The organism is Sphingomonas sp. FUKUSWIS1, assembly GCF_000733135.1.
Classification (GTDB): Bacteria; Pseudomonadota; Alphaproteobacteria; order Sphingomonadales; family Sphingomonadaceae; genus Sphingomonas; species Sphingomonas aerolata.
This window is the reverse complement of sequence record NZ_JPJC01000069.1, coordinates 1-698: the sequence shown is the minus strand read 5'-3', so window position 1 is coordinate 698 and position 698 is coordinate 1. Positions and strand designations below refer to the sequence as shown.

At 63.0% G+C, this 698-nt stretch carries 1 protein-coding gene; it reads right to left on the bottom strand.

Annotation, left to right across the window (positions count from 1 at the left end; all coding sequences use genetic code 11):
• Positions 1–423, bottom strand: a 423-nt coding sequence (locus sphsw_RS05585) for a Crp/Fnr family transcriptional regulator (RefSeq protein WP_200874010.1), incomplete at its 3' end; no start/stop codon positions are given.
• Positions 424–698 lie beyond the last annotated feature (275 nt).

Here is a 698-nt window from a genome sequence, read left to right as displayed (position 1 = left end):
GATGGCAAGCACGGCTAGCATCGGGGCATCGACCACCGCAACGCGTGCAGGGGTGATCGCGGCGATCGTCTGGTCCATCCCCGCCAGCAGGAAGACGTCGAAGTCACAGACATCGCCCGGGAGATAAAAGGCGACGATCCGACGGCGCCCATCGACGAGCATCGTGTAGCGGCACGCCCAGCCGTCAAGCAGGACATGGATCCCGCTTGGCTGCATCCCCCGGTCGAGCAACACCGTCCGACCGGAAATCGGCCCGGCCTTGGCCGCAAGCAACGTGTTAAGCGCGACCTCCTCCGCAGTCGACAGGGGATGCCGGTCGCGCAGCTTCTGGACGAGCTTGTCCGCCGCGGGACTCCGCGTCGCAAAAGACGTGCGTGGGCCTGAGGTGCTGCCGGGGCGATGTTCGGATAAGACGCTGGTCATCAAGCAGGAACGAGAACGCCTCTGCGGTGGATGACCGGGGAAGGGTGTGATGCGCTCGGCTCACCGTTCGAATCGCTCGACTTATGGAATATCCTGATCCCGCTCAGTGGCAACGCAGCTGGATCGCGTCGTTCCTGCGGCCGGGATCGTACGATTATCGCCAACCCTGTTCCGCGCCGTTGGGGGCGCAAAACGCTCCAAGGCGCAAAAATTGCCATAAAAGTGAAATTTGCGTTTGACGGGATTGGGGAGTGGGCCTAGAGGGGTGTCACCGC